This is a genomic window from Gillisia sp. CAL575, from assembly GCF_000403785.1.
In the GTDB taxonomy this organism is placed as follows: domain Bacteria; phylum Bacteroidota; class Bacteroidia; order Flavobacteriales; family Flavobacteriaceae; genus Gillisia.
In genome coordinates, this window is record NZ_APHJ01000054.1 from 37,277 (window position 1) to 62,258 (window position 24,982).

At 33.5% G+C, this 24,982-nt stretch carries 19 protein-coding genes; 12 read left to right on the forward strand and 7 right to left on the reverse strand.

Annotation, left to right across the window (positions count from 1 at the left end):
• Nucleotides 1-6: 6 nt before the first annotated feature.
• The 6 genes from I130_RS14900 to bshA all read left to right on the forward strand — a co-directional run bounded on the left by I130_RS14900 (nt 7) and on the right by bshA (nt 7,881).
• Nucleotides 7-957, forward strand: coding sequence for an MlaD family protein (locus I130_RS14900; RefSeq protein ID WP_034925070.1), 951 nt, complete (start codon nt 7-9; stop codon nt 955-957).
• Nucleotides 958-965: 8 nt separating this feature from the next.
• On the forward strand, nt 966-2,306 hold the full coding sequence (locus tag I130_RS14905; protein WP_034925072.1) for a (Fe-S)-binding protein: 1,341 nt from the start codon (nt 966-968) through the stop codon (nt 2,304-2,306).
• 94 nt (nt 2,307-2,400) lie between these two features.
• Nucleotides 2,401-3,192: a (Fe-S)-binding protein gene (locus I130_RS14910; protein WP_034925074.1), complete on the forward strand. Its 792-nt coding sequence runs from the start codon at nt 2,401-2,403 to the stop codon at nt 3,190-3,192.
• 131 nt (nt 3,193-3,323) lie between these two features.
• Nucleotides 3,324-3,809: a hypothetical protein gene (locus tag I130_RS14915; RefSeq protein WP_034925076.1), complete on the forward strand. Its 486-nt coding sequence runs from the start codon at nt 3,324-3,326 to the stop codon at nt 3,807-3,809.
• 7 nt (nt 3,810-3,816) lie between these two features.
• Nucleotides 3,817-6,735 (forward strand): glycoside hydrolase family 3 N-terminal domain-containing protein, encoded by a 2,919-nt coding sequence (locus I130_RS14920; protein ID WP_034925078.1) that lies wholly within the window; start codon nt 3,817-3,819, stop codon nt 6,733-6,735.
• Nucleotides 6,736-6,741: 6 nt separating this feature from the next.
• The gene (bshA, locus tag I130_RS14925) at nt 6,742-7,881 is read left to right on the forward strand and encodes an N-acetyl-alpha-D-glucosaminyl L-malate synthase BshA (protein ID WP_034925080.1); all 1,140 of its coding nucleotides are present in this window, start codon (nt 6,742-6,744) and stop codon (nt 7,879-7,881) included.
• Between the two features lie 43 nt (nt 7,882-7,924).
• Here bshA and I130_RS14930 read toward each other — a convergent pair whose 3' ends face one another.
• Nucleotides 7,925-8,440, reverse strand: a complete 516-nt coding sequence (locus I130_RS14930; RefSeq protein ID WP_034925082.1) for a hypothetical protein — start codon at nt 8,438-8,440, stop codon at nt 7,925-7,927.
• Nucleotides 8,441-8,578: 138 nt separating this feature from the next.
• On the opposite strand from I130_RS14930, the gene I130_RS14935 reads away from it, so the two are divergent.
• The 5 genes from I130_RS14935 (at nt 8,579) to I130_RS14955 (ending at nt 17,000) form a co-directional block, all read left to right on the forward strand.
• On the forward strand, nt 8,579-11,488 hold the full coding sequence (locus tag I130_RS14935; RefSeq protein ID WP_034925083.1) for an FAD-binding and (Fe-S)-binding domain-containing protein: 2,910 nt from the start codon (nt 8,579-8,581) through the stop codon (nt 11,486-11,488).
• Nucleotides 11,489-11,608: 120 nt separating this feature from the next.
• Entirely contained in the window at nt 11,609-13,531 is a 1,923-nt protein-coding gene (locus I130_RS14940) for an ATP-binding protein (RefSeq protein ID WP_051119737.1), read from the forward strand.
• Between the two features lie 19 nt (nt 13,532-13,550).
• Nucleotides 13,551-13,919: a PleD family two-component system response regulator gene (locus I130_RS14945; RefSeq protein ID WP_034925085.1), complete on the forward strand. Its 369-nt coding sequence runs from the start codon at nt 13,551-13,553 to the stop codon at nt 13,917-13,919.
• Nucleotides 13,920-14,489: 570 nt separating this feature from the next.
• Entirely contained in the window at nt 14,490-15,554 is a 1,065-nt protein-coding gene (gene aroC / locus I130_RS14950; RefSeq protein ID WP_034925087.1) for a chorismate synthase, read from the forward strand.
• A gap of 123 nt (nt 15,555-15,677) precedes the next feature.
• Nucleotides 15,678-17,000, forward strand: coding sequence for a dicarboxylate/amino acid:cation symporter (locus I130_RS14955; RefSeq protein WP_034925089.1), 1,323 nt, complete (start codon nt 15,678-15,680; stop codon nt 16,998-17,000).
• Between the two features lie 190 nt (nt 17,001-17,190).
• Here I130_RS14955 and I130_RS14960 read toward each other — a convergent pair whose 3' ends face one another.
• Nucleotides 17,191-17,610, reverse strand: a complete 420-nt coding sequence (locus tag I130_RS14960) for a thiol-disulfide oxidoreductase DCC family protein (protein WP_034925091.1) — start codon at nt 17,608-17,610, stop codon at nt 17,191-17,193.
• Between the two features lies 1 nt (nt 17,611).
• Entirely contained in the window at nt 17,612-19,801 is a 2,190-nt protein-coding gene (locus I130_RS14965) for an endonuclease MutS2 (protein WP_034925093.1), read from the reverse strand.
• Nucleotides 19,802-19,848: 47 nt separating this feature from the next.
• On the opposite strand from I130_RS14965, the gene I130_RS14970 reads away from it, so the two are divergent.
• A complete protein-coding gene (locus tag I130_RS14970; RefSeq protein WP_034925095.1) occupies nt 19,849-20,517 on the forward strand; it encodes a uracil-DNA glycosylase in 669 nt (222 codons plus the stop codon).
• Nucleotide 20,518: 1 nt separating this feature from the next.
• Here the strand turns inward: I130_RS14970 and I130_RS14975 are convergent, their stop codons facing one another.
• The 4 genes from I130_RS14975 to I130_RS14990 all read right to left on the reverse strand — a co-directional run bounded on the left by I130_RS14975 (nt 20,519) and on the right by I130_RS14990 (nt 24,982).
• The gene (locus I130_RS14975; protein ID WP_034925097.1) at nt 20,519-21,115 is read right to left on the reverse strand and encodes a hypothetical protein; all 597 of its coding nucleotides are present in this window, start codon (nt 21,113-21,115) and stop codon (nt 20,519-20,521) included.
• Nucleotides 21,116-21,149: 34 nt separating this feature from the next.
• Nucleotides 21,150-22,001, reverse strand: coding sequence for a substrate-binding domain-containing protein (locus I130_RS14980; protein WP_034925099.1), 852 nt, complete (start codon nt 21,999-22,001; stop codon nt 21,150-21,152).
• Nucleotides 22,001-24,043, reverse strand: coding sequence for a polyphosphate kinase 1 (ppk1, locus tag I130_RS14985; protein ID WP_034925102.1), 2,043 nt, complete (start codon nt 24,041-24,043; stop codon nt 22,001-22,003). Before ppk1 ends, I130_RS14980 begins: the two co-directional genes overlap by 1 nt.
• Nucleotides 24,044-24,109: 66 nt before the next feature.
• The gene (locus I130_RS14990; RefSeq protein ID WP_034925104.1) at nt 24,110-24,982 is read right to left on the reverse strand and encodes a nucleoside phosphorylase; all 873 of its coding nucleotides are present in this window, start codon (nt 24,980-24,982) and stop codon (nt 24,110-24,112) included.

The window sequence follows — 24,982 nt, forward strand, 5'->3', positions numbered from 1 at the left end:
ATACTTTTGAAATATACTAAAGAGGTTAAGACTGGTATCCTGGCAATTGTTGCCATTGTAATATTGATTTTTGGTTATAGTTTTCTTAAAGGTAAAAATCTCTTAGATTCCAGCCGCAAATTTCACGCAGTATATGCAGATGTAGAGGGTCTTTCCCCATCATCGGCAGTTACTATTAATGGTTTAAAAGTAGGCCAAGTAAATAGAATCGATTTTTTAGATGGTACGGGAATACTTCTAGTGACATTTAGTGTAGACAGCGATTTTGAATTTTCAGGAAATAGTTTAGCTCAAATTTATGGTGGTGGTTTAATAGGCGGAAAATCTCTTGCTATTGTTCCAGATTATGAGTCTAAAATAATGGCTAAATCTGGTGATACGCTACCTAGTGATATTGAAGAAGGTATCATGGAGCTTGTAAATGAAAGACTTACACCTTTGCAAGTAAAAGTAGAGCGAGTTATTGTTAGTGCAGATTCTTTACTTACAGCATTTAATCAGGTTCTTAATCCTGAAACCAGAAACAATTTATCTTCCACTTTTAATGATCTGGCTGAAACGGTACGCTCATTTAAAAGTACAGCTACTTCATTAAACGGGATAGTTGCAGGTAATTCTGAAAAGCTTGATAGAACATTTACAAATTTAGATGAGATGTCTGGTAATTTTAATAAGTTTTCTGATACCTTAGCACAGGTAGATCTCAATGGAATGACTAAGAACCTTGAAGCAGTAATTGCAGATTTCGAGCAATTATCGAGCAACTTGAACGATGGGAAAGGAACTGCCGGCAAGCTTCTTAATGATGATAAAGTGTATAATAATTTAGACCGTGCTACTAAGCAGTTGGAAGAATTATTACAAGATCTTAAATTGAATCCAAAAAGATATGTACATTTCTCATTATTCGGTAAAAAGCCCGGATCTTATCAAGCTCCAAAAGATTCTCTAAAATAGAATAACATATGCAACTTATTGCTCAGATTGCTTTTTTTATTGTCCTAGTGGCCGGTATTGGTTTTTTCGTATTCAATATTCGCCGTGTAATTCGCAACATTAAATTAGGTAGAAAAGTAGATAGATCAGATAATCCAGGAGAGCGCTTTGCTAAAATGGCAAAGGTTGCAATGGGTCAATCTAAAATGGTTAAAAGACCTTTTGCTGGATTTCTACATATAATAGTTTATCTTGGATTTATAATAATTAACATAGAAGTATTAGAAATAATTATAGATGGTGTTTTTGGAACGCATAGAATACTTTCGTTTCTTGGATCTGGCTATAATTTCCTAATCGCCACTTTTGAAATTTTGGCCTTACTTGTATTGTTGGGAGTAATCATTTTCTGGTTAAGAAGAAATGTGACCAATATCTATCGCTTTTTAGGCAGTGAACTGAAGGGTTGGCCTAAGAATGACGCTAATTACATTTTATATTTCGAAATGGTTCTTATGATCCTGTTCTTAACAATGAATGGTGCAGATTACCAGTTACAACTTAATGGAGCAGATCATTATGCTCAGAATGCTGGTATTGCAGGTTCTTTTCCTATAAGTCAGTTTTTGTTGCCTTGGTTTGAAGGCTTTAGTAATGCAACCCTAATTATTATAGAAAGAACTGCCTGGTGGTTACACATAGTTGGAATTTTGATCTTTTTGAACTATTTATACTATTCAAAACACTTACATATACTTTTAGCATTTCCGAATGTATACTTATCTAAATTGACCCCTCTTGGGAAATTTGATAATTTAGAAGCAGTAACTAATGAAGTCAAATTAATGATGGATCCAGATGCAGATCCTTATGCGATCCCTGCTGAAGGATCTGAAGATGATGTTCCTGAAAAATTTGGAGCTTCAGATGTAATGGACCTTAATCAGGTGCAGCTTTTAAATGCCTATACCTGTACCGAATGTGGACGTTGTACTTCAGAATGTCCAGCTAACCAAACTGGTAAAAAACTATCTCCACGTAAGATTATGATGGATACCAGAGATAGATTGGAAGAAGTTGGAAACATTATCAATGAAAAAGGAAGCTTTAAAGATGATGGAAAGCAATTGCTAGATAATTATATCTTAAGAGAAGAGCTTTGGGCTTGTACTACATGTAATGCTTGTGTAGAAGCTTGTCCTATAGGAATAGACCCTTTATCCATCATATTAGATATGAGACGTTATTTGGTGATGGAACAAAGTGCAGCTCCATCAGATCTTGCAAATGCAATGACCAATATAGAGAATAATGGAGCACCGTGGCCATACAATCAAATGGATAGATTAAATTGGGCTAAAGAAAATTAGATTGAATTTATACTTCAATTGAATTTATTTAAGTTACTATAAATTAGGTTCTTATAATATACAATGAACCTTAGAATTATTAAAAATATTTAGAATGGCAGAAGTAATCAAAGTATCTACAATGGCAGAATATATGGCTGAAGGAAAAAAACCTGAGGTTTTATTCTGGGTAGGTTGTTCTGGAAGTTTTGATGATAGAGCTAAAAAAATCACTAAGGCTTTTGTGAAGTTATTACATGAAGCTAAAGTAGATTTTGCTGTTCTTGGAACAGAAGAAAGTTGTACTGGAGATCCTGCAAAAAGAGCTGGTAATGAGTTTCTTTTTCAGATGCAAGCTGTAACAAATATTGAAGTTCTTAATGGTTACGAGATTAAAAAAGTGGTAACTGCGTGTCCTCATTGTTTTAATACTATTAAAAATGAATATCCTGCCTTAGGCGGGAATTATGAGGTGATGCATCATACTACCTTTTTAAAATCACTTTTAGAAGAAGGAAGATTAAAAGTTGAGGGTGGAAAATTCAAAGGAAAACGAATTACTTTTCATGATCCTTGCTATTTAGGTCGTGCTAACAACGTGTATGAAGCTCCAAGAGACCTGCTAAGGAAATTAGAAGTGGAATTGGTAGAAATGCGTAAGTGTAAATCTAACGGTCTTTGTTGTGGTGCCGGTGGTGGACAAATGTTTAAGGAGCCAGAACCGGGAAATAAAGACGTAAATATAGAGCGTACTGAGCAGGCAATGGAAGTTAAGCCAGACATTATTGCAGCAGGCTGCCCATTTTGTAATACGATGATGACAGATGGAGTTAAAGGTAAGAATCAGGAAGGCAAGATTGAGGTTATGGATGTTGCGGAAATGATTGCAAATGCTAAAGATTTATAAAATTTCAACTTTAAATATTATTCGCAAATATTTAACAATTAATATGCCGTTAACTTCAACATTTTAGTGGTACTATATTTGAAGCCATCCCTTTAAAAAAGTAGCTTTGTAAAAATATAACTCCACAAAATATGCTAGTACCTTTTACTGAATTACCAGATTCCTCTAGAGTTTGGATATATCAATCAAATAGATCTTTTACTGATCAAGAACTGGAAGAGATCACTTCAAAATTAGAATCTTTTATTACACAATGGACCGCGCATGGAGCAAATCTTAAAGCTTCATATGATATAAAATATAAACGTTTTATCACACTGGCTTTGGATCAGGAACTAAATGCGGCTACAGGTTGTTCTATAGATAGTTCTGTAAAGTTTATACAGGATTTAGAAAAGAAGTATAATGTAGACCTTTTAGATAAAATGAATGTTAGTTATAAGCAAGGAGAATTTGTCGCTTATAAAACCTTAACTGACTTTAGAAAAATGGCTAAAGAAAAAGCGGTTAGTAAAAACACCATTGTATTCAATAATTTAGTGAATAATAAAGGGGAGTATTTATCAGATTGGGAGGTGCCTGCTTCAGATAGCTGGCATAACCGTTTTTTAAACTAAATACTGAATGAAAATACCCCAATTTTATTTAAGTTTATTCATTCTGCTTTTTAGCCTTAATTGTTTTTCTCAGAATAGTAATCCTCTTATTGCAAAAGATTTTAAGGAACAAAAAATCTGGGTGGATAGTATCTACGAGAATATGAGTCTGCAAGAAAAAGTAGGACAGTTATTTATGGTTGATGTGTTTTCCAGCCAAAGCGGAAAAAACATAGAGAAAGTTCGTGAACTTATAAGCGAGTATCATATTGGAGGAATTATATTTTCTAAAGGAGGGCCGCAACGTCAGGCAAAATTAAATAACGAATTTCAAGAGATATCTAAAACGCCATTGCTTATTGGAATGGATGCCGAATGGGGTCTCGCAATGCGCTTAGATTCTACCTTTGCACTTCCATGGAATATGACCTTAGGTGCTATTCAAGACCTTAAACTAATTGAAAAAGCGGGGGCTGCTATTTCCCGCAATTCCAAAAGATTAGGAGTGCATATTAATTTTGCTCCCGTGGTAGATATTAATACAAATCCATTAAACCCAATCATTGGAAATCGTTCCTTTGGGGAAGAAAAAATAAATGTCACTTTAAAGTCGGTATCTTTTATGAGAGGAATGCATAAAGAGGGAATTCTCTCTAGTGCAAAACATTTTCCAGGACATGGAGACACCAAAAGAGATTCACACAAAACCTTGCCTACAATATCTTTTTCTAAAAACAGGCTAGATAGTATAGAATTATACCCATTTAAAAAGCTTATAGAAGAAGGAGTTTCTAGCATTATGGTTGCGCACCTCAATGTTCCTGGCTTAGAAACGCAAGAAACAATTCCATCTTCATTGTCTAATGCCATAGTAAATGATCTTCTAAAGAAAGAACTAAAATTTAATGGACTTATTTTTACAGATGCCCTTAATATGAAAGGGGCATCAAATTATAAGAACCCTGGTGAAATAGATCTTGCAGCATTTATGGCAGGAAATGATATTTTACTGATCTCTGAAGATGTACCTAAAGCTGCAGATAAGATCATAGAGGCTTATAATGATGGAACCATTTCAGAAGTGAGAATGGCACATTCTGTAAGAAAAATCTTATTTGCTAAATACAAAGCGGGATTGCAGAATTATAAAGCCATAGATACTACTAATCTAGTATCAGAACTTAATACAATAGAGGATCTTGCTCTATATGATGAACTTATAGAGAATGCGATCACGGTTATTAAGAATGATGTGGGGATTCTTCCAATAAAAGACCTAGAAAGCAAAAAGATTGCTTATGTAAGTTTAGGTGACGATGAAGGGACTGCTTTTTATCATCAGTTATCCAGATATGCAAAAGTAGATTGGGTGAAGGCCAATAAGTTGGAGGAGTTGCTGGGTAAATTAAAGAATTATAATCAGGTGATTATTGGGTATCATAAGTCCAATGCCTCCCCGTGGGCGAGATATGCATTTACTGCTGAAGAGTTAAGTTGGATTCATGAAATATCCAGAAATAATATCACCATATTAGACATTTTTACTAAGCCTTATGCGCTTATGGATCTTAATTCTAGTAGTAATATTGAGGGAATTGTAATGAGCTATCAAAACTCTGAAGCTGCTCAAAGGAAATCTGCAGAAATCATATTTGGTGCCTTGGGAGCAAAAGGGAGATTGCCGGTAAGCATAAGTGAAGAATTCCCTGCAGGAACAGGATATTATACTAAAAGCTTAAACAGATTGTCTTATGGATATCCGGAATCGGTTGGGATGAACTCTTATAAACTTCAAAAAATAGACTCCTTGATTAATGTAGCTATTTCAGAAGAAATGACTCCCGGTTTACAGTTGATAATAGCCAGAAAAGGGAAAGTGATCTACGAAAGAAATGCAGGTTTTCATACTTATGAGAAAACTATAAAGGTTACAGATTCTTCAGTATATGATTTAGCTTCATTAACTAAAATACTTGCTTCTTTACCATTTATTATTGAATTAGAAGGTCAGGGAGTACTCAAGTTCAATTCAAAATTGGGGGATCTAATGCCATTTTTTAAAGGCTCTAATAAAGCTAATATTAAATTGCAAGATATGCTAATGCATTATGCCCGATTAAAACCATGGATCCCTTTTTATATATCAACTTTAGATAAAGAATCAAAGGGTAGGTCTGTTAAATATTATCGGGATGAACCTATGGATATTTATAATACACAGATCGCAAAAAATATGTTTATAAGGGATGATCTTCGGGATTCTATTATGGGAACTATAAGGGATAGTAAGTTGGAATCTAAACTTGCTTACAAATACAGTGATCTACCTTTTTACATAATGAAATATTATATTGAAGATTATTATAATTCCTCTCTAAGCTATTTAGTAAAGGAGCATTTTTATAAGTCTTTAGGAGCAAACACAATAACTTATTTACCTTTAAACGAGATTGATACAAGTAGAATTGTTCCAACAGAATATGACAAACTTTGGAGAAAACAAGAAGTTCTAGGATATGTCCATGATCAAGGTGCAGCAATGCAAGGTGGGATTGGAGGCCATGCCGGTTTGTTTAGCAATGCTACAGATGTTGCAAAAATGATGCAGTTATATTTAAATGGCGGCACATTCGGGGGAAAGGAATATTTTAAACAAGAAACTCTAGATAAGTTTAATACTTGTTATTATTGTGATCAGAACGTAAGGAGAGGTGTTGGTTTCGACAAACCTCAATTAGGCACTGCAGGTCCTACTTGTGGTTGTGTTTCTTTATCTAGTTTTGGCCATACAGGATTTACTGGTACTTTAGCTTGGGCAGATCCAGAGGAAGAAATAGTCTACGTATTTTTATCTAATAGAACCTATCCAGATGTAAATAACCGGAAACTGATTAGGGAGAATATTCGAGAAAAGATACAGAGTATTATATATGAATCTATAGAGTAGCATATTATGAAAATAGGTATAGTTTGTTATCCCACCTTTGGCGGGAGTGGAGTAGTGGCAACAGAATTAGGTATGGAACTCTCTAAAAGAGGCCACGAAATTCATTTTATCACCTATAAACAGCCAGTACGTTTGGAGCAACTTACTGGAAATATTAAATTTCATGAGGTTAATGTACCAGAGTATCCGCTTTTTCATTTTCAACCATACGAATTAGCTTTAAGTAGTAAATTGGTTACGATGGTAAAACTTCATAAAATTGAGGTTTTACATGTTCACTATGCAATCCCACATGCTTATGCGGGCTATATGGCGAAAAAAATGTTAGAAGAAGATGGGATTTATATTCCAATGGTAACCACTTTGCATGGCACAGATATTACCTTAGTTGGAAATCATCCTTTTTACAAACCAGCTGTAACATTTAGTATAAATAATAGTGATATTGTTACTTCTGTATCTCAATCCTTAAAAGAGGATACTTTGAAATTTTTCAAAATCAAAAAAGATATCGAAGTAGTTCCAAATTTTATTGATGTTGCCAAATTTAGAATTGGATTTACAGATTGCCAGCGTACTTTAATGGCAGATGATGAGGAAAAGATCATCTCTCATGTGAGTAATTTTAGACCAGTAAAAAGGATCATGGATATCATCAAGATCTTTAATATTGTACAAAAAACTGTGAAATCTAAACTGATTATGGTTGGTGAAGGTCCAGAAAGAGAAAAAGCTGAGTTTTTAGTACAAGAATTAGGATTACAGGATAAAGTCGTATTTCTTGGTCAGAGTAATGAAATAGATAAGATCTTATGTTTTTCAGATCTATTCTTATTGCCTTCAGAAAAAGAGAGTTTTGGATTAGCAGCCTTGGAAGCTATGGTAAACGGGGTTCCGGTTATTTCCTCTAATAGCGGTGGACTTCCAGAGGTTAATAAACAAGGATTTTCTGGATATTTAAGTGACGTTGGGAATGTAGAAGAAATGGCTGCAAATGCTATTAAGATATTAGAGAATGAGAGTAATCTGGAAAAATTTAAGCTAAATGCTAGAGAACAAGCTAAGGCTTTCGATATTCATAAGATAGTGCCTATCTATGAGAAATTATATGAGAGGGCTATAATGGAATTAAAAAAGGCTGAATAGAGTTTTAAATCCTTCAGCCTTAATTATATAAGATTGTTTTAGTCTAGAATTGGTATCTAAGTCCTAATGCAACATCTGGTGAGAAATTATCAAAATCATCATTATCATTAATGAATCCTATTTCAGGTCTAAAATCTAGAGAGATCAATAAAGGGATATCAAAATTATATTCAATACCTATATTTCCTGCAAGAAATAAGAAAGTTTCATCGTAATACTTGTAATTTTTATTGTTGTAATAACGTTCATCCTTTGCACTAATATTACCTACACCACCACCAGCGCCAGCATACCAGTTGAAACCACCTTCAATATTCCATACCCATTGGTATAAAGCAGCAAGTTTAACAGAATTATATCTGGAATTATCATTTCTCCATCCTAGATCAAATTCCAATCTGTTATTATCTCCACCTACAGCTCTTTGGTAAGAAACTTCAGCACCATATCCATTACCTCCACCAAGACGCAATCCTAATGCGTTTTCAGAGATTGTTTGTGCATTGGTAGTAACTGTTGCTCCAAATGCGAATATTGCTAATAAAATTAATTTTTTCATGTTTGATTTATTTTAGTTTGTTGAGCAAATTTAAACGTTAAAATCACAATGAAATTGCATCAATAGCCAATGTATTGTTAATAATCATTAATAGGTTGTTAAGCAATTGTTCTATTAATTTGTAAATTTAGAGCAGCTATGAAAGAGAAATTATTAAAATTAGAAAAGACTCTTAACGGAGAACTTTTGGTTGACGACCTACATAAAAGTATATATGCCACTGATGCATCAGTATATAGAGAAATACCATTGGCAGTTTGTTATCCCAAAAACAAAGACGATATTAAGTTGCTTATTGATTTTGCAACTCAAAATCATATAGGATTAATACCAAGGACCGCGGGAACTTCTTTGGCAGGTCAATGTGTGGGGAGTGGAATTATTGTAGATGTTTCTAAATATTTCACAAAAATCCTAAAAATTGATCCTAGTAAAAGAACAGTTGTGGTGGAACCTGGAGTTATTAGAGACGACCTGAATAGAACTGTCGAGGAATTCGGCTTATTCTTTGGGCCAAATACATCTACTTCTAATAGATGTATGATTGGCGGAATGGTTGGTAATAATTCTAGTGGAACTACTTCTATAAAATACGGAACCACCCGTGATAAAACACTAAGCCTAAAAACAATTTTAAGTGATGGGAGTGAGGCTGAATTTAAGGCTATTTCAGGAAATGATTTTGAATTTTATAGGAATGGAAAGTCTTTAGAAGCTGAAATTTATACAAAGCTTTACGAGTTGCTTTCCCCTGCTGAAGTTCAGAAAGAAATAACTAATGAATTTCCAATTGAAACCATACATAGGAGAAATACGGGATATGCTTTAGATAGTTTAATTGATACCGAAGTATTTTCTAAGAATAGTAAAGCATTAAATCTATGTGAGTTACTTTCGGGAAGTGAAGGTACTTTGGCATTTACTACAGAAATCATTTTGCAGCTGGATGTTCTCCCTCCAAAGTTTACAGCAATGGTTGCTGCACATTTTTCTAGTATAGAAGATTGTATGTTAGCGGTCCAACCTGCCATGGAAAGTGATTTGTACACTTGTGAAATGATGGACAAGGTAATTCTGGATTGTACCATTCAGAATTTAAAATATAAGGAGAATAGGTTTTTTATAAAAGGAGATCCAAAGGCAATTCTTATGTTGGAATTAAGGTCTGAGAGCCAGGAAGATTTAAATAACCAGATTCATGTCCTTTTAAATAGAATTGAACAAACTGATCTTGCCTACGCTTCCCCCGTTCTTCTGGACGAACAAATAGATAAAGCCTTAGAATTACGTAAAGCTGGACTGGGCTTACTTGGGAATATAATTGGAGATAAAAAAGCAGTTGCATGTATAGAAGATACTGCAGTTGCACTCCCAGATCTCGCAAATTATATAGCTGAATTTACCGAGATCATGAATAAGTATAAACAGGATGCTGTTTATTATGCACATGCCGGAGCAGGAGAAATACATTTAAGACCAATCTTGGATCTTAAGAAAAAAGATGATGTAAAACTTTTTAGAAAGATAACAGAAGATGTTGCTGTATTGGTAAAAAAATATAGAGGTTCCATGAGCGGAGAACATGGGGATGGAAGGGTACGAGGAGAATTTATTGAGATGATGATAGGTTCTAGAAATTATAAACTTCTTGAGGAAGTAAAAGCCATTTTCGATCCGTATAATATTTTTAACCCAGGTAAGATCACAGATACCGCACCAATGGACACTTCCTTGCGCTATGAAATTGATAGAAATGAACCTGAAATAGAAACATTAATGAATTTTTCTGATTCCCAAGGAATTTTAAGATTGGCAGAAAAATGTAACGGAAGTGGAGATTGTAGAAAATCTGTAGAGGCAGGGGGAACGATGTGTCCTAGTTATCGTGCAACCAAAAATGAAAAAGATACCACTAGAGCAAGAGCCAATGCATTGCGGGAATTTCTAACCAATTCAGAAAAACCAAATAAGTTTGCACATGAAGAATTAAAAGAGGTTTTTGATCTTTGTATTAGTTGTAAAGGTTGTAAGAGTGAATGCCCATCTAATGTAGATGTGGCTGCTCTAAAAGCCGAGTTTCAATATCAGTATCAAAAGTCGAACGGGAAATCCTTAAGAAGCAAGGCATTTGCAAATAATGCTAAAATGAATCATCTGGCATCTAAAGCAACAGGAATCTCTAATTTTTTCTTCTCTAATTCGTTTACAGCTGGTATTGCTAAAAATATTATGGGAGTTGCTTCAGAAAGGACGTTGCCACAACTTGCTAAACAAACAGTATGGGATTACTATTCTAAAAACAATACCGAAATTTCAAATCCTATTAAAACTGTTTATTTATTCAATGATGAATTTACCAATTATCTGGATGCGCAGATTGGGATTGATGCATTGCAATTATTACATAAGCTAAATTATCAAGTAATAATTCTAAAAAACCCAGAAAGTGGACGAAGTTACATCTCTAAGGGTTTTCTTGAAGAAGCTAAGGAAGTTGCTAATAAAAACATTGAGCTCTTTTCAGGCTTAATCTCAGATGAAACACCATTAATAGGAATAGAACCTTCAGCCATATTGAGCTTTAGAGACGAATATTTGCGACTGGCTAACAAATTAGAGGATGCAGAAAAATTATCTAAAAACTGCTTTCTGATAGAAGAGTTTTTAAAGAAGGAAATCGCTCTAGGAAATATAAATTCCAATTCATTTACTTCAGAAAGTAAAGAGATTAAAATTCATACACATTGCCATCAAAAAGCTTTATCCAACTCTGCTGTTACTTTTGATATTCTCAATTTTCCAACCAACTTTAATGTGAGAATAATCAGTTCTGGTTGTTGTGGTATGGCAGGCTCTTTCGGCTACGAAAAGGAACATTATGATATTAGTATGAACATTGGAGAACAGAGCTTATTTCCTGCAATAAGAAAGTGTCCTTCGGAAACTATTATTTCTGCAAACGGCACTAGTTGTAGGCATCAAATATTTGATGGAACCAAAAGACAAGCTCAACATCCTGTAAGTATATTAAAAAATGCTTTAAAATAATCTTAACTTTTATTTCAATTTCAACTTGAATTTTTAACGAATATTTCAGGAAGTTATTTTTTCTTCTCACTTATTTTTACAAATTAATACTTACGTATTGGAGATTGTAAAATGGCTTAAATGGAGAATAGTGTTTCAAAAATTAAGATTGATAAACTTCAGCAGGAATTAAAAGCTGCAAAAGAAGAAATTGAAAATTTAAATAGAAGTAATCATCATTATCAAGAATTAATATTTTCTTCTACTGGATTAATATGTATTTTAATAGGCCCTAATTTAGTTATAGATACTGCAAATGACGCTATTTTAAACGTTTGGGGAAAAGATAAAAGCATCATAGGAAAACCCTTACTACAGGGTGTCCCAGAATTAAAAGGTCAAGGTTTTGATACATTATTGCTGAATGTTTATACAACAGGTAAATCTTTTACCGCTGCTGCGGTTCCTGCAAATCACGAAGTAGATGGGAAATTAATTAAAGGATACTTCGATTTTATTTACCAAGCGCAAAGGGATCTTGATGGAGCAATAATAGGAGTTGCCGTAATCGCTAGTGATGTTACTAAAACTGCTATATTAAATTTAGAAGTAAAGAAAAGCATCCATCGATTTGAGGAACTTATATATTCTTCCCCAGGTTTAATTGCAATCCTCACGGGGGATAATTTTATTATAGAGATAGCCAACGATGCAATGATTGAAGTTTGGGGAAAAGGTCCAGATGTAATTGGCAAATCTTTATTCGAAATCCTTCCCGAGATTGTAGGTCAAGGAATGAAGGATAAGTTTGAAGAAGTTTATAACTCTGGAATTCCTTTAGCAGCTCAAGAATTCCAAATTTTTCATTTAGTTAATAATAAAGAAGTAAAGGGATATTTCGATTTTATTTATCAACCCCAAAAAGATTTGAATGGAAATATTATTGGAGTTGCGGTAATCGCTAATGAGGTTACAAAAACGGCTGTGCTAAATCAGAAAATAAAAGAAAGTGAATTAAAATTTAGACAATTAGCAAATCTTATTCCAGACAAAATTTCGAATGCAGATGAAAATTTAAAGACATTTTATTATAACAAAAGTTGGTTAGATTTTAGTGGATTAAGTCTAGATTATTTACTTAAAAATGGATGGGCAGAATTAATCCATCCCGATGATATTCCATCTATTTTAACGAATACTGAAAGAGCTCTAAAAACCAAGGAAAATTTTGAAATGGAACTTAGATGTCGCGATAAGGAAGGGAATTATATTTGGCACTTGGCTAGAGCAAGTGCGATTAGAAATGAATTAGGCGAGTTCCAATCTTGGGTAACTGCAACTACAGAAATACACAAAATTAAAGAAGAAGAATTACGAAAAGAAAATTTTTTAAAAATGGTTAGTCATGAACTTAAAACACCTGTTACTTCCATTAAAGGATATGTACAATTGTTATTAAGCATGATTAAATTATATCCTGATCTTCAAAACACAAAAATCCCTTTAGAATCCTCATTATCCAGAATAGACAATCAAGTAACGAGGTTAATAAGACTAATTTCAGAGTTATTAGATTTATCAAAAGTTAAAGATGAACAACTAATTTTAATGAAATCTAAGTTTAATCTGAATAGTTTAATTGACGAAGCAGTAAAGGATATTAAAATTTTTAGTCCAGAATCAAATATTAAAGTTGAGCATACTTTTTTTGCCGAAGTGGAAGCAGATAGAGATAGGATTGAGCAAGTTGTTATAAACTTAGTCACCAATGCTATTAAATATTCTCCCGACAATAAAAATATAGAAGTTAAAACTTGGGAAGATAAAGATGGAAAGATAGCTGTAGGAATAAAAGATTATGGCTTAGGTATAGAACAAAAAGAAATTCAGAAAATTTTTAAAAGATTTTATAGAATAAGTGATAAAAATGAAGAAACTTTTTCTGGATTTGGAATTGGTTTGTTTTTGGTGAACGAAATTATAGAGCGTCATAACGGGTCTATAAATGTTATAAGTAAAAAAGGAGAAGGCTCAGAATTTATTTTTAAGCTGAATAAAATATAGAATATTAGAATAAAATATTATGACGAAAAATAAAAATATTTTAGTAGTCGATGATGATGCTATGATTGGAGAAATGTTAAAAGCAGTTTTGGAATTTAAGGGTTATAATGTAATAGTCTCAGGAAGTCCAGAAGAGACCGAAAAAAACATCTTAAATAATAAAATAGATCTAGTTTTATTAGATAAATTAATTTCTGGAGTAGATGGGACAGAGGTTTGTTCTAGAATTAGAAAGAATAAGGAAACCGCAAAGGTAAAAGTATTGATGATTACTGCAATGCATAATGCTGGTCCTGTATGTTTTGAAGCAGGTGCCGATGCATTTATGACTAAACCTTTTGATATGGATATTCTTTATGAAAATGTAGAAAAAATATTAAGTGCTTAAAATTAATATCTCAAAATCGTTCTTATAGTTGCAGATGGAAAATTAGTTCTTCGTATTTCTTCTTCGATTAATTTTATGAGTTGTGCTTATCCTGTATAAATTTTAATCACGACTTTATTGAGTTGTGGTTTTATTTCAAATATATAGAATTGTAATCATTAGATTTTGAACAGGACTTAAATAAATTACTAGTTGTATCCAATAAATTACAAAAATCTGAAGTGAATATTATTTTAAAAAACATAGATCTTTTAATATTAGATAAAAGGATCTCTGGAGTAGATGGGCTTTTAATATGTAAAAAGTCAGTAATATCGAACATACTTCAAAAGTAAAAATAATTATGACAACTACACTTATGTAATGCCAAGGCAGTGTTCATGGAAGCTGGCGCAAATTCATTTTTTGACCAAGCCATTCGATATAGATAAATTATATGAAGATGTGTTTGGTGTTATGAATTCCTAATATCAAGAAATGCAAATTTTGATTTTTATATAATTGAATTTTAATATTAACTTAGATTTTTAAATCTGTAGTTAAAAAATTACATTTGTTAAAAATCGGTCTATGGCGGGGAACTCCTTTGGGAAACTATTCAAACTAACTACATTCGGAGAATCACATGGACCTGCTATTGGTGGAATTATAGATGGCTGTCCTGCTGGGATTACTTTAGATCTAGATAAAATTCAGGAGGATCTCAATAAAAGAAAGCCTGGCCAATCTGCAATTGTAACTCAACGCAAAGAACCAGACACTGTTGTTTTTCTCTCTGGGATCTTTGAGGGTGTAACAACCGGTACGCCTATTGGGTTTACTATTGAAAATGCCAATCAAAAATCTAATGACTATTCTCATATAAAAGATGCGTTTAGACCTTCTCACGCAGATTATACATATTCAGAAAAATATGGAATACGAGATTATAGAGGTGGAGGACGTTCTTCGGCTAGGGAAACTGCATGCAGAGTTGTTGGAGGTGCAGTTGCTAAGCAACTTATAAAAGATATTGAAATAGTGGCATTTACCGCTTCAGTAGGTGAATTGAAATTAGATAAGGAAACAGATGAATTAGATTTCAGTTTAATTGAATCCAATCCCGTGCGTTGTCCAGATCCTGAGACAGCTGCTAACATGGAAACCTATATAAAAGAGATTAGATCTCAAGGAGATACTGTAGGTGGTACCGTAAAATGCATTATTAAAAATGTACCTATTGGTTTGGGAGAACCGGTTTTCGATAAATTACATGCTAGTTTAGGGCAAGCAATGCTTTCTATTAATGCTGTAAAAGGATTTGAATTTGGTAGCGGATTTGAAGGTACCAAATTAAAAGGTAGTGAGCATAATGATCTTTTTAATCAGGATGGTTCTACAAAAACAAATCTAAGCGGCGGCATTCAAGGAGGTATATCTAACGGTATGGATATTTATTTTAATGTAGCATTTAAGCCTGTAGCTACTATTATGCAAAAACAAGAAACTATAAATTCTAAAGGGGAATTTGTTGAAATGCAGGGAAAAGGAAGACATGATCCTTGTGTAGTTCCAAGAGCAATTCCTATAGTGGAAGCAATGGCAGCATTAGTGCTAGCAGATTTTTGGTTGCAAAATAAAGTATCAAAAATATAAAGCAGTAATCTCGTGGAAAATTCACGAGGTATTTTCCGATGTTTCGGGCCAAAATATTTTTAAAAGTCCGGGGCAAGTCTCGGGGAATTATATCCTCCATGGGGAATTAAAGCAAGAAATACAATGAAAAAATTAGCATTGCACTGGCAAATTTTATTAGGAATGCTCTTTGGGGTACTTTTCGCATTAGTATTAACCAATTTTAGTTGGGGCCCAGATTTTGTGGAAGACTGGATCAAGCCTTTTGGAAACATATTTATAAATTCCCTAAAATTAATTGCAGTTCCATTAATTCTAGCATCTTTAATTAAAGGGATCTCAGATCTAAAGGATATTTCCAAATTATCCCAGATGGGAACCAGAACTATTGTAACCTATATTATAACTACCGTTATTGCTGTTTCTATTGGACTGGGACTTGTAAATCTTATAAAACCAGGAAGTGCCATAAGTGAGGAAACCAGAACAGATCTTATTACCAGTTATGAAACTGATGCTTCCGTAAGAATTGCAGATGCTCAAAAGCAAAAAGATGCTGGACCTTTACAAGCTTTAGAAGACATTGTTCCTAGTAATATTTTTGGTGCAGCTAGCGATAATGGTAATATGCTACAGGTTATTTTCTTTGCTATTTTCTTCGGAATTGGTTTGATCCTGATTCCCGAAGAAGTAGGAAAACCTGTAAAAGACTTTTTCGATGGTTTTAATGAAGTCATCTTAAAAATGATCGATCTTATTATGCTTGCTGCTCCTTATGGTGTATTTGCTTTGCTGGCTGCCTTAGTTGTAGAATCACCAAGCGCCGATCTTTTCGCGGCATTGGCTATGTATGCCTTGACTGTATTAATAGGTCTAGCCTTGATGATTGGATTCTATATTCTTATTGTCTGGATCTTCACTAAAAATAAACCAGGTTTTTTCTTAAACGGAATTGCTCCAGCTCAATTATTAGCTTTTTCAACAAGTTCCAGTGCTGCAACCTTGCCTGTGACAATGGAAAGGGTAGAAGAGCATCTTGGAGTACATAAAGAAGTTACAAGTTTTGTACTGCCAATTGGTGCTACCATAAATATGGATGGTACCAGTCTTTATCAAGCAGTGGCTGCAGTATTTATTGCACAAGCCTTTGGAATAGATCTTAGTATTGGAGCTCAATTAGGAATTATAGTAACGGCTACCTTAGCTTCTATTGGATCGGCAGCTGTTCCTGGTGCAGGAATGGTAATGTTGGTAATTGTACTTGCTCAAGCAGGAATTCCAGAAGCTGGTTTAGCCCTAATCTTTGCTATAGATAGACCTTTAGATATGTGTAGAACAACTGTGAATGTTACGGGAGATGCTGCTGTGTCTATGTTAGTTGCAAAATCTGTAGATAAATTAGGTCCTCCTAATGTTAAGGATTGGGATGATAATTATAAGAAATCTGGAGATAAGGAAATGGCTTAATAAAAAAGGCTATTAAAAAGTACCGTATATTCTAAAGAGATTGTGTTTTAGTTTATTCCTTTACTCTTCACCCTGAATTCATTTCAGGGTCTCAAAACATTATTGACTTATAGAGTTATAAGATTCTGAAACAAGTTCAGAATGATGAAGTTTTTTAATTAATAATACTTTAAATAAACACTTTCTTATTTTAATCTAGAAACTTCGCTTTCAACTCCGGTGTAGGGATCATACAAGATTCTTTCTTGCCAAACCAATTATATCTATTAGCTGCCACTATATTATATACTCCATCCCTAATAAAATCTGGAAGAAATGAGAAATAACTCAATAGTGAATAGCCACCAGAAAGTTCTTTAGCTATTTTTAACGCGGCAGTAGATTTTTCATAATAAGCAACTCCAGGCTCAATCAAGATAATACTATCCAATACTTCTGGATCTATATTTCTTTCTGAAACCATTTTTCTACCTAAATCGCTCTGTAGAGACGCGAACCTAAAAACATCTTTTTTATCATGTTCAATAACAAAATTGATAGCATTATTGCAAAGATTGCAAACGCCATCAAATAGGATGATCTTCTTATTTTCTGGTAATACAGCTTCCATTTTATTTTTTATTTTTCGCCGGTTGTACTAGTTCTAACTGGTTTAGATCCACATTAGTTGTAAACATGCCATAATTTACAATGGCTTTTCCTTTTTCAATTTTGTCTATAGATCCAACTGCACGACCATCTTCCATGCGAACTCTGTCTCCAATTTTTAAGGATACTTTCGGTTTATTTGCCTCTTTTTTCTGCTGAATCGCTTCAGTTTTCTTTTCTTCTTTTTTGCGTTCCCTTATAACTTCAACCGTTTTCTCGGCTTCTTGTATTACTTTTTTCTCCTTAATTTTTTTAACCTTAATTTCCTTAGGAGTTGCTTTTACACGTTTTGAATTTTCTATCTCCACAATCTTCATAAATTCACCAATAAGATCTTTTTTCTTTTTATTGCTGAAATATTTTTCGCTTAAATCATTGATCTTCTGACCAAGATAAATTAAGCGCTGATTGCTATCATACAATTCCTGATAGCTTTCTAATTTTTGCTGAATCTTTGTATTGGTTTCTTCCAACTTATCTTTTTGCTGAGATGCCTTCAATTCCTTACTTTTTAAGGAGTCGGTAGTTTTTTGAAGCTTACTGCGTTCTCGTTGAAGATCTGCAATACTCTTATCAAACCTAATCTTTCCACGTTCTACTTTCTTTTTAGAACGATTTATAAGGCTATACGGAATCCCGTTTTTCTGAGCCACTTCAAAAGTAAAAGAACTTCCTGCTTCACCAAGATGTAATTTAAAAAGAGGTTCTAATGTTCTAGAATCAAACATCATATTGGCATTGCTCATATATGGCAATTCATTTGCCAACATCTTTAAATTGGTATAGTGAGTTGTTAAGATCCCAAAAGATTCACGTTCATAGAATACTTCCAAAAAGGTTTCAGCTAAAGCACCACCTAATTCTGGGTCACTTCCAGTTCCAAATTCATCTATAAGAAATAAGGTTTTCTCATCACATTTTTTCAGAAAATAATTCATGTTCTTTAGGCGATAACTATATGTACTTAAATGATTCTCAATAGATTGATTATCCCCTATATCTGTCAATATTTTATCGAAAAGACAAACCCGACTATATTCATGCACCGGAATTAAAATTCCGCTTTGTAACATGATTTGAAGCAAACCAACCGTCTTAAGAGTGATACTTTTACCTCCAGCATTAGGGCCAGAAATAACTATAATTCGTTCTTCTTTGGAAAGTTCAATGTTCTGAGGATGTGTCTTTTCACCAGATTTAAGATTATTCCTGTAAAGTAATGGATGATAGGCATCCTTAATGAAAAGTTCTCGCTCCTTCGTGATCTTTGGTAATAAACCATTGATGAGTCGTGCATATTTCGCTTTTGCGGCAATTACGTCAATCTCGCTAAGAAGTTCCTGATATTCCTTTAATAGCTCTGTGTAGGGCACTAAGAACAAAGTAAGTTCCTTTAAAATCCTGTCTATTTCTTCTTTTTCCTCATATTCCAGATTATTTAATTCTCTGGTATGATTTAACGTAGCTTCCGGTTGAATATATACAATACTTCCAGTTTTAGAGTTACCTAAAATTCCCCCTTTCACTTTCTTACGGTGCATTGCAGAAACTGCCAATACTCTAATATTATCTACAACACTTTCTTTTATTTCATCTAAATAGCCATAGCCACTATATTTGGAAAGCGCATTGGTAAAACTCGAATTTATCTGGCCCTTTACCAAATTCATCGCTCTACGAGTGTTTAGTAATAGAGGTGAAGCATTATCTTTTACATCCCCGAACCTATCAATTACTTCATCTATTCTTTCAATTAGAACTTTGGTATATTCTACCTCTTCTGTAGTTCTATATAAACTTGGGTAAAGTTCTTTGAATTTATTAAAAAATCGGAGTTGATCATTTACAGCTTGAGAAAGGCTTGAGATCTTCCTAAAACCGCCAATTTCTAGAACTGCATTTTCTATTCCTAAGAGTTTTAATTCTCTGTGTACAGCATCAAAACCATGATTTGGTATTTTACTGTCTTGCATATAAGAACTCACATATTCGTTAGTCTGATTAAGACCAAATATAGTATCATCATAAGAATTAAACGGAACAATTTCCAAAGCCTTTTCTATTCCCATTGAAGTGGTACACAACTCACTTATTTGTATTCTAACAGTAGGAAACTCTAGATCTTGGAGACTTTTCGATGCGATTTTTATCATAGTAATTTTTCCCTAATTTTGGGTTTTACAAATTTACTTAAATTATAATGAAGCTCACTATCCATAACAGTTGGAAAAAGATACTAAATGATGAATTTAGTAAACCTTATTTCCATGATATAATAGATTTTGTCTCTGCAGAATATAAAAATAATACCTGTTACCCAGAACAGGATCATATTTTTGAAGCCTTTAACAAAACAACTTTAGATAATGTAAAGGTGGTAATAATAGGGCAGGACCCATATCATGGAATTGGGCAAGCAAACGGACTGTGTTTTTCAGTAAATGATGGAATTGCAAATCCGCCATCATTAAAAAATATTTTTAAGGCGTTGGAATCTGATCTTGGGGAATCTGTTGACACACAAAATGGGAATCTTGAAAAATGGGCAAAACAAGGAGTATTATTATTGAACTCGGTATTAACTGTTAGAGGTGGCGATGCAGGATCTCATCAAAACAAAGGATGGGAAAAATTTACAGATGCTGTTATAAAAATTCTTTCTGAAGAAAAGGAACACCTTGTTTTTCTACTATGGGGCGGTTATGCAAAAAAGAAAGGAAGAAAGATAGACATTTCAAAACATTTGGTCTTAAACAGCGGACACCCTTCTCCATTAAGCGCAAACAGGGGTTATTGGTTTGGAAATAAACATTTTAGCCAAACTAATAAGTATCTAATTGATAATGAAATATTCCCGATTAAATGGTAATCTAAAATCTAAAACCAAGATTCACATTAAATTGTCCAACAACCGTTGGAGAATCATCACTAAATAAATTTCGTCCAATTCCGGTACTTAAATCTAGAAAGAAACCTTGTTTAGAAACAAATTTTCCACCTAAACCAAAGCCTAGAGCAAAGTCTGTGTAATTTTTCTTTTCACGATTGGAGTAGTAGATATCATCAACATAGTAATCATTATATTGAGAGTATTCACCAGACGAAATCATTGCGAGGCCATTTACGTAAAAGCCCCATGCAGTACGATCTCCAAAGAAATGTTTGTACTTTCCTGTTAGGGAAACATCTTTGTTAAAAGCATCACCAATGTCTTCATTATCTCTATCCAGCGCAAGAACGAAGGCTTCGACCGCCCAGCTAGAACTCTGATTAATTATACGTTCATAAGCAACATCCAGTGCTCCAAATGCAACCAAGTTGAGAGTTCCAATACTTAATTCATTTTTAGCGATGTCCCTTTTATATACTTCTTCCGAAGAAGTAGTTTTAGTAGTTTCAGTTTTTTCTTGAGAGAAACTTAAAAATGAAGAAATTATAAACAGGGGAAGTAGAAGCTGATTTTTCATGTAAGTCTTTAGAATTGGGATGATTTTTAAAAGACTACAAATTATAAATTAATTTAGAAACAGCGAGTTTTTCAGTAATTAAATTTAAATTTAATAAATGGGTTTGGATATTCTCAATCTCTTCTACTGTTAACTGGGATTCACTCCAAGAGGTAATATTTAACCATTCTTTAATATCCTCCGGTTTTTGATCATATCTCTTTGCTAGTATCGATTCAATTTCAGGTATCTCTTTAAAACTGATAGTCTTTGTATTTATTACTTTCAGCATTTCTCTAACTGCATCCTTTTTATTTTCTAAAACCTCTTCTCTAACTGCGATTACAAAACATGGCCATGGAGTAGGGCATTCCCCAACACGTCTAAAGGTACCATTGTCTACCAAAGGTTTTGTTGTGAATCTCTCCCACATAAAATATTGTGCAGTGTCTTGAGCAAGAGCATTTACGGCACCATCAATGTCTCCAACAATTTCAAATTCTAAAGATTTAGTATCCCATTTAAGCTTTTCAGCATTTATATAAGCCATTAGATGAGAACCAGATCCCATTCTGGAAATGGCTGCTTTAGTGTCTTTAAGCTCCTCTACAGATTTATAAGGAGAACTAGCATCTACGTGTATTCCCCAGATTAAAGGAGAATGCACATATGTTTGCACAATTTTAGAAGGATTCCCTGCAATGATATCTTTGATGATACCTTCAGTCAAAATAATGGCAACATCTATTTCCTTATTTCTCAATGCAGCATTCATCGCGCCAGTTCCTCCTGGAAAGCTGTGCCACTCGATATGTAAATGATCATATTTAAAATCTCCATCTTCTATAGCAAGATGCCAAGGAAGGTTGAAATGCTCTGGAACTCCACCAACTCTAAGTGTTCTCATTATTTACTGTGTTTGTGTTTTAAATATTCGTAAATCTCATATTGAGAACGAATTGCTTTTTCACCAGCTTTTTTCGCAACATAGTTATTTGATTCATTTTTATCCTGAATCCGTGCCTTTACATTGTCACTTAATTGAATTTTTAAAATATCCTTAAATTCTTGTGCGATATCTTCATCAAAAATAGGAGTAATAACCTCTATCCTTCTATCTAGATTTCTTCCCATCCAATCTGCACTTCCAAAAAATATTTGCTCATCCCCATTATTTTCAAAAAGATAGATTCTTCCATGTTCTAAGAATCGATCTATAATACTTGTAATATAAATATTCTCGCTCATCCCTTTAACTCCAGGGATAAGACTTGTAAACCCACGAATTAACAAGCGTATTTTTACACCGGCATTGCTGGCTTTATATAGAAGTTCGATCATTTCCTCGTCTTCCAAACTATTCATCTTTGCAACTATGGAAGCTTTTTTACCTTCCAATGCAAATTGAATTTCATTCATTATTAATTTGGTAAAATTTCTACGAGTAGAGAATGGAGAAATGAATAGGTGTTTTTCTCTGGGAACTATCAATTTCCCGTCTAAGACTTTAAAGATTCTATCCAATTCTTTGGTTACTCTTTTATCTGCAGTAAAAATTGCGTGGTCACAATAGATCTTGGAAGTCTTACTATTAAAATTACCAGTTCCAATGTATGCGTATCTTTTCGACTTCCCATTTTCACGTCTTTTTACTAACATGATCTTGGAGTGAACTTTTATTTTAGGATAACTATAAATGACTTTGGCTCCTTTTTCTTCAAACTTTCTTCCCCAAACTATATTATTAGCTTCATCAAATCTTGCTTTGGCTTCTACGAATATGGTAACCTTTATTCCATTTTCTATTGCCTTGATAAGGCTAGAGGTTAATTGAGATTCATCTGCAACTCTATACAAAGATATTTTAATTGCCTCTACATCTGGATCTGATGCAGCTTGCTCCAAAAATTTCTCTACATAATTAAAAGACATGAATGGGAAATGCAAAGACTGATCTTTCTGTGCTATAGCCTGAAAATAATCTTCAGTATTCCCCAAAACATTATGTTTCAAGGCAGGAAGCTCTTCAAAATGTAATTTCGGATTATTAGATGGGTCTGGAAATGAAAAGAAATCACTGAAGTTATGATATCTCCCTCCTGGCATCATATCAATCTTTCCAAGGTTTAGAAGTTTACGTAATTTCTTATGTACTACTTTATCTATATCTGCATCATAAAGCAACCGAGTAGCTTGTCCATCTGTACGTTGAGCCAAAGATGCATAAATTTTTTCAGCTAAAACTCCCTCAAATTCATCTTCAATGTAGAGTTCTGCATCTCGAGACATTTTTATTTCAAAGATCCCCGATACAGATTCTTTAGGAAAGATTTCGGGAATCATATTTCTAATAATATCATCCAGAAATGTGATTGTATTATTATTAAACTGAACGAATCGACCACACTCTTTAGTAGGAATATTAACAATGCCTAGTTTATTTTCATCTTTAAACGTAACCACAAAATATAGGACATTATTAGTAAGAAATAATTCAGAATCTTTATTGAGGTCAATGATCTCAGGCTTTAAAAATTCAGTAACCTTATCCTTATAATATTTTTTAGCATGCACATGTTGAGCCTCATCAAATACTTCAGACTCTATTAAATAGATTCCATTTTCAGCTAATTGAGGAATGATTTGTTCGTGAAAGATTTCCCCGAATTTGTTTTGCTGAAGTTTAACTTCCTCTAAAATTTGCTTGGTGAATTTATTAGGGCGTAGTGCTAGTTTTTTACGAATGCTCTTTTCAACTTTTTTAATCTGGCGCAATTGTGATACTCGTACTCTAAAGTATTCATCTAAGTTGGAAGAAAAAATAGCCAGAAATTTTAGCCTTTCATAAAGCGGATTTATATCGTCTTCAGCTTCCTGTAATACTCGTTCATTAAAACTCAACCAATTTAGGTCTCGATGTCTTAAACGAGTTTCTGTAGATGCTAGCATAGGGATGTTTTTTAACAAAAATACAAAGACTCAAATGCTCTCTTCTTTAATGTTCTGTTAAATAACTTATTCTATGGTAGCTATTTTATTTAATGCATCTATAATAAGTTTCTCTACCGTTCTCGTTGGATCTTTGCTAAATTCTCCAGTGGCTCTGTTAGCAACAATCGCATTTAATGATACTGCTCTATGTCCAAGTAGTTTAGATAAGCCATATATACCGGCAGTTTCCATTTCTAAATTGGTGATTCTTCGATCTTTATAATTAAAATGAGTCATTCTATCATTTAAATTTGGATTGCTAAGCGGCAACCTAAGCACTCTTCCTTGTGGAGCATAAAAGCCACAATTGGTTACAGTGATTCCTTTAAAATAATCCTTATCAAAATGGGAGAGTAGCGTAACATCTGCATTTACTACATAAGGAAGACCATTTTCTCTTGGTAGAATTAGATGTTCTAATAATAATTTTGAAAATTTAATATCTTGAATTTCCTCACTTTTATAAAAATGAAGTAAAGAATCAAAACCTACAGCAGTTTCAGAAACTAAAAAAGCATCTATAGGGATATCTGCTTGAATAGATCCAGATGTCCCTATTCTAATAATATCTAGAGAGGTGAGAGTATCCTTGACTTTTCTTGTTTTAAAATCTATGTTAACCAAGGCATCTAATTCGTTGAAAACGATATCTATATTATCTGTTCCAATTCCTGTAGAAATTACACTAATTCTTTTTCCCTTGTACACCCCAGTTTGTGTATGAAACTCTCTTTTATGAACTTTATGTTCTATAGTGTCAAAATGCTTAGTGACATGGCTCACTCTATCTGGATCGCCAACCGTTATCACTGTTGAAGCTAATTGGTTTGGTAATAAATTTAAGTGATAAATACTACCATCTTCATTTAAGATAAATTCTGAAGGTTTTAAAGTCAT